Here is a 6,065-nt window from a genome sequence, read left to right as displayed (position 1 = left end):
AGACGTTCGGCTTCGAGACGTTCGGCTTCGAGACGTTCGGCCTCAAGACGTTCGGCCTCAAGACGTTCGGCCTCAAGACGTTCGGCTTCGCGACGTTCGGCTTCGCGACGTGCCGTCTCGTCCGCGTGCTCCTCCTGCGGCTGCACCGGCGCATACGCGTCTTCAAACCGCAGCGTCGCCTCGGGCAACTGGTCACGCAGCGCCGCCAGCCGTGCCGCCAGTGCGGTGAACACCGGCACCTGATCGGGCGTGGCCTGCAAGGCAGCCGTGGCAGCACGCACCGCCGCCACCACCTCGGCCAGTGCCGCCACACCATCGCCATCGGCGGGCTTGTGTGCCGCCAGCAGACGCTTGACATACCCCTCGGCAGGCGATGTCACCGCCGTCACCGACGGCACTTCGCTCATCGCAAATGCACCGTTCAGGGTATGCAGGGCACGCAGCAAGCCGGAATCGACCGTGGCATCGCCCGCCTGCGCCCGCGCAAGCCAGGCCTCCACGGTGGCCAGATGGGCCCCAACCTCGTTGACCAGAATCTCCAGCAAGACGGCGTCGATCTGTACGGCCACGGTGTCCGCGGCTGGCGCTGATGCAGGCGCTGCCGCTTCGACGACCGCCGCTTCCTCCTGCAGCGATGCCGTTGGCGCAGACTCCACCAGCACGTCTTCACCCGCCGCCAGCCGATCGGCCACGGCTTCCAGTGCCGGAATGTCCACCCGCAGCGCGGCGTCACCCCGCAATGCGGCATGCAACTGCGGCAGCAGCGCATGCGCCTGACTGACAAACGCCACCACCGCCGGGCTGGCCGGACGTGAGCCGTCCAGCACACGGTTGAGCATGTTTTCGACGTGCCAGGCAAACTCGCCCAGCACCTTGGCGCCGACCAGACGACCGCTGCCCTTGAGCGTATGGAATACGCGCCGGATCGGACGCAGCGCCTCGAGATCGGCGGGGGCCGAGCGCCAGGCCGGAAGCAGGGCGTCGAGGTTGCCGATCTCCTCCTGGAACTCTTCCAGGAAGATCTCGCGGATCTCGTCGTCGATTTCGTCGCCGGCTGATTCGAACCCGGCATTCACTGGCTGCTCCGGCATGGCCACCTTGACCTCCACCTCATCCGGGGCTGCTGCGACGCCCTGATCTTCGACTTCGTGCGCGGGCTCGACAGCCGACGACTCGCCCGCCGCGCCAGCGGCGTCTGCGGCATCGACCGTGGTCACACCCGCCTGCGCCTGCTCTTCCGGCGACGCGGGCATGGCCGGGGCCCCCTTGTCGGCCGCCGGTGCGGCACGCTCCGGAATCGGCCAGTACCCAAGCGCTTCCAGACTGGCGCGGGTCTTGCCAAGCAGATCCTGCCGCTGACCGAGCGGGTCGTGCAGGGATTCGAGGTAATACTCCATGCCGGCCAGGGCATCGGCCAGCGTGTCCAGCGCCTGCCCGGTCGGCACCTGCCGCTGGTGGATCAGTTCCTGTGCGGTGAATTCCCGCAAGGCATCCAGATACCCGGCGGGTTCCGGCCGCTCGAGGATCCGCAACGCGCCGGCCACCTCGGTCAGCAGGCGCGGCACCGGTTCCAGTTGGACATGGTCCCAGTTGGTCTCGACGAAAGCGACGAACGCTTGGCGCACCTGGGCAAAGTTACCGATGGCGGCGCGGGTCAGCGCCTCCATGACGTTGCGTGCTTCCTGGCTGGCCGGGTCGTCGCCGACGTTGGCCGCCACGCCCAGCCGTGCCACCTGATCATCCAGCGAATGATCGATGTAGAGCAATGCTTCGGCCACCCCGAGCAGTTCGCCCTCATCGAACGGCCGGATGCCGGTGGCGATTTCGTGCACGATTTGGCGCTGTTCCTGGATGACCGTGCGAGCACTGTCCAAGCCCAGCATCGCCAGGGTGTCGCCGATCCTGCCCAACGCCTCGGCCTGAACCAGCAACTCCTGAAGATTGTCGCGGGCACCGCGCAGGAACAGATCCAGCGCATCCTTGACCTTGAGCAGGTCTTCCTTGAGCGCGGAGGCCACGGTATCGAACAGTGCCCGGTTGCGCCCGGCGAGGCTGCTGCGGGCATGCTCGAGTTCCTCTTCGGTGGGCGGCTCGAGCATGGCAGGCAGTGCATCCTGCCCCAGCGGGGATTCACCACGAGCTTCACGCAGCTCGTTGATCAGCGGCAGCAGGACGATCGGAATGTCGCGGTGCCCACCTTGCAGACGCTCCAGGTAGTCGGGCAACTGGACCATGCCTCGCATCAGCAATGCCAGCACGTCGTCGCTCGCCGACACCTTGCCATCATGCAAGGCGACAGCCAGCTGCTCCAGCTCCCCAGCCACCATCGCGGGCGTCTGCAACTCCAGGATCCGCAGCGTGCCCTGCACCTGATGCAGGTGATCGACGATGGTCTGCAGCGGCGCCGTCTCGCCAGGGGCCTCGGCAAAGGTTTCCAGGTCGATACGCGCCTGCCGCAGGGCCTCGTCGATTTCCGGCTTGACCCAGCCGAGCGCAGTGTGGTCGATGGCGTCCCGTATTGCCCTGGTCATGACGCGACTCCGCTGGGGCCCGCTGCACTGGAGCTGGCCTGGAGGGTGCTATTCATTCCGCGTTTCCATTTCCACCCGACATCACGCCGGCAGCTTGAAGTCGGCGACCGAACGACGCAGGTCAGCGGCAAGCTGGGCCAGGTTGCCAATCGATTCCGCGGTCTGGCTGGCACCCTGCGCCGTCTGCGCGGTGATCGACCGGATCGTGGCCATGGTCTGGGTGATGTCGGTGGCCGCATGCGACTGCCGGGCCGCCGCTTCCGAAATACCTTCAATCAGCTGCGCAAGATCGGCCGACACTTTTTCGATCTCGCCCAGCGCGGTCCCGGCGTCCTCGGCCAGGCGCGCACCGGCCACCACTTCTGACGTGGTCTGCTCCATCGAGCTGACGGCTTCGTTGGTGTCGGCCTGAATGGTCTGCACCAGCGATTCGATGCGCTTGGTCGCGTTCGACGAGCGTTCCGCGAGACGCTGCACCTCGTCGGCCACCACCGCGAAGCCGCGGCCTGCCTCGCCGGCCGAGGCCGCCTGGATGGCCGCGTTCAGCGCCAGAATGTTGGTCTGCTCGGCAATGTCGTTGATCAGTTCCACGATCGAACCGATTTCCTGCGAGCTTTCACCCAGACGCTTGATGCGCTTGGAGGTTTCCTGGATCTGATCGCGAATGCTGTCCATGCCGGCGATCGTCTGCCGCACCACGCCCGCACCGTTGGTCGCGATCTGCACCGAACGACGTGCCACCTCGGCCGAATCGGCGGAGTCGCGGGACACCTGGTTAATGCTGGCGGCGATTTCGTTGATGCGATCGGTCGCGGAGTTGATTTCCTGCGCCTGGTGCTCGGCGGCTTCCGCCAGCTGCAGGGCGGTGGCCTGGGTTTCCTGAGCACTGGCCGCGACCTGCACGGCGGTGTCATTGATGGTCTGCACCAGGGTGCGCAGCTGCTCCACCGCGAAGTTGATCGCGTCGGCGATGGCGCCGGTCATGTCCTCGGTCACCGTCGCCTTCACGGTGAGGTCGCCTTCCGCGAGCGACCCCATCTCGTCCAGCAGGCGCATGATGGCCTCCTGGTTGCGATCGTTCAGTTCCTTGGTGGTCTGATAGCGGATGCGCTGAGCACGGTTCAGTGCCCACAACAGGCCGCCGATGGAGAACAGCGACAGCGCACCAGACAGGATGCTGACCCAGACGCCCCCGATGATGCTGGTGTCCTTGAGCGAACCAAACGAGGTGAATGCCGCAAACAGGCTCTCGCTATCGGCCAGCAGCTTGTCAGAACCACTGGCCAGCGCAGCCGCCGACTCCTGCGCACCGATCAGCCGGCGCGAGTCACCGATGATGGCATCGAGGTCTTTCTTCATCCCCTGCCACAGGGTATTGGCCTGAGCCAGCGGCCCGAGCGCCCCCACCGCCGTCACCTTGGGAATGTCCGGGCCGCCATTGAGCAGCACATTCATCTGCCGGTCGAACACCGCCGCATCGCGCCCCAGTGCATCCGCCGCCACCTGGGCTCCTTCACCACCAGCGCGAAGCTCGGCAATCCGGCGTGCCATCGAAGCCGAGGTCACCACCTGATTCAGCGCCGTGAACACCTGTGCCGAGCTGGCGCCGCCCGAGGCCAACCCCCGCACCACTTCGTTCATCTGCGCCTGTAGCTGCGGCACCTTGCTGGTGAAGCTGTCGGCACGACCGGACAGCGCCAGCACCGCCTGCTGCGAAGCCAGCACTTCTTCCGCACGCTTGGCCAGCGGCGCCCAGGTCGCGGTGACGGTGCCGATCGGTCCGGCCACGTCCGGGGAATCGCCGAAGCGGTCATTGAGCCACTTGATGTCGGCATCGATCTCGCTCTTGGTTGCCTTGAACGCCTCGAAGGCCTGGGCATTACCGTCGACCGCCTCACGTCCCTGGTTGGCGAGACGCTGCGAGTTCAGCTGCAGGCGTGACGCCGCAGTGCTGGCACCACCCAGGCGTGATGCCTTGGTGGTGGCGTACAACGTGTTACCGGCAAATACCAGCAGCGACCCGACCAGCAGCCAGATCCAGAAGTTGGTGCTGAGTGTGCGGCCCTTGCCGGCAACGGTATCCATCAACGTGCTCATCGTGCGACCTCGGCTTTCTTGGTGTCCGCTGTTCAGGCGGCGGCTTGGCGGAATTCAGGGGTGCGAACCAGACGCTCGAGGCTGAACACGCCCCAGTCCTGATCCTGCATACGGTAGGCGCGATCGACGAAGTGGGCGTACCGCCCCTGCACCAGCGCACTGGCATCGATCGCCTGAGACTCGACGAAGCTGCGCTGCCCGTACAGCTCGTCGATGGTGACGGCGACATCGCCGCCCGGCTGACGCACCACCAGCACGCGCTGCCGCTCGTGCAGCACGGTGCGCTCGCCTTCCAGAAACTGTTTGAGATCCACCACCGGCAGCAGGCTGCCGCGGATATTGGCGACCCCGAGCAACCAGGGCTGTGCACCCGGCACATGGGTCAGGGCCGGCATGGGCAGGATCTCCACCACCTCATCGAAACCGGACGCCAGACGATACCGCCCGATCCGATAGGCCACGCCACGCCACAGACCTGGGGCATCCAGCTGCTCGGGCAGGCCGACCACATGCGCCAGGCTGCGCGCCTCGTATTCGGCCAGAATCAAAAACGGCGACAGCTGGCGCAGCGCCAACCGCCGTGCTGGCTCGACTCGCTGCTCGTGCTGCTCGTGCTGCTCGACCGCTGGCGCATCCGAAGCAGACGCAGCTTCCTGCGACTGGGCGGGCGGCACGTCTTGCGACGCCTCCTGCGCCCCGTGCGCCACCACCGCATCCGGCCCCGACGGCGGCACCGTACCGGCAGGCGCACTTGCTACCGCCTGTGGCTGCCCTTTGTGCTTGTGCTTGTTGCGCTTGGCCATGGCCGCAGCCCCGTCTCAGTGCCCGATCAGTGCGTTGATGCGCGCCAGAAGATCGCTTTCGCGCGGCGGTTTGGTGATGTAGTCCTTGGCGCCCTGACGCAACCCCCAGACCCGATCGGTGTCCTGCCCCTTGGTGCTGATGATCAGGATCGGGATATGGCTGGTTTCGGCGTCCCGGGTCAGGGTGCGGGTGGCCTGAAAACCGTTCATGCCAGGCAGGATCACGTCCATCAACACCAGATCCGGCTTTTCCCGCCGGCAGGCGGCAATCCCGTCCTCGGCATTGCCAGCCGCGATGACCTGATGCGGCTCCATCGCGTCTGGTGTGGAACGGGCCGCCGGATGATGTCAGCCTTGGCGGATGCAAGAACAACTCTTCACCCAGGCTTTGGGGCTGACGCCGCCGTGGGCGGTAGACAGCGTGTCGTTTCGTCCGGATGAGGGGGCGATCCACTTCGAGGTGTCGTGCGATACGGCCCGGCTGGCCTGTCCGGTCTGCGGGGCGGCGGACCAGCCGGTGCACGACCGGGTGGAGCGCACCTGGCAGCATCTGCACTTCTTCCAGTTCAAGGCCTTCATCCACTGCCGGGTGCCGCGCGTGGCCTGCCGCGAGTGCGGCAAGACCTCGCAGGCG

At 66.4% G+C, this 6,065-nt stretch carries 5 protein-coding genes; 1 reads left to right on the top strand and 4 read right to left on the bottom strand.

Going from position 1 to position 6,065, the window contains the following annotated elements; genetic code table 11:
* From BUA29_RS12455 to BUA29_RS09385, 4 genes are all read right to left on the bottom strand, one after another.
* On the bottom strand, positions 1-2,531 hold a 2,531-nt coding region (locus tag BUA29_RS12455; protein WP_245770537.1), incomplete at its 3' end, for an Hpt domain-containing protein.
* 81 nt (positions 2,532-2,612) lie between these two features.
* Positions 2,613-4,628, bottom strand: coding sequence for a methyl-accepting chemotaxis protein (locus tag BUA29_RS09395; RefSeq protein ID WP_072756320.1), 2,016 nt, complete (start codon positions 4,626-4,628; stop codon positions 2,613-2,615).
* 32 nt (positions 4,629-4,660) lie between these two features.
* A complete protein-coding gene (locus BUA29_RS09390) occupies positions 4,661-5,188 on the bottom strand; it encodes a chemotaxis protein CheW (RefSeq protein WP_072756335.1) in 528 nt (175 codons plus the stop codon).
* 258 nt (positions 5,189-5,446) lie between these two features.
* Positions 5,447-5,746 (bottom strand): response regulator transcription factor, encoded by a 300-nt coding sequence (locus BUA29_RS09385; RefSeq protein WP_072756319.1) that lies wholly within the window; start codon positions 5,744-5,746, stop codon positions 5,447-5,449.
* A gap of 46 nt (positions 5,747-5,792) precedes the next feature.
* Between BUA29_RS09385 and BUA29_RS09380 the strand changes: the two genes are divergently transcribed.
* Positions 5,793-6,065: transposase family protein (locus tag BUA29_RS09380; RefSeq protein WP_143148880.1), on the top strand; the 273-nt coding region annotated here is incomplete at its 3' end.

Origin of the sequence: Thermomonas hydrothermalis, assembly GCF_900129205.1 — a bacterium.
Lineage (GTDB): Bacteria > Pseudomonadota > Gammaproteobacteria > Xanthomonadales > Xanthomonadaceae > Thermomonas > Thermomonas hydrothermalis.
The sequence above is the reverse complement of the archived record's forward strand: the minus strand, read 5'-3'. Positions and strand labels throughout refer to the sequence as shown.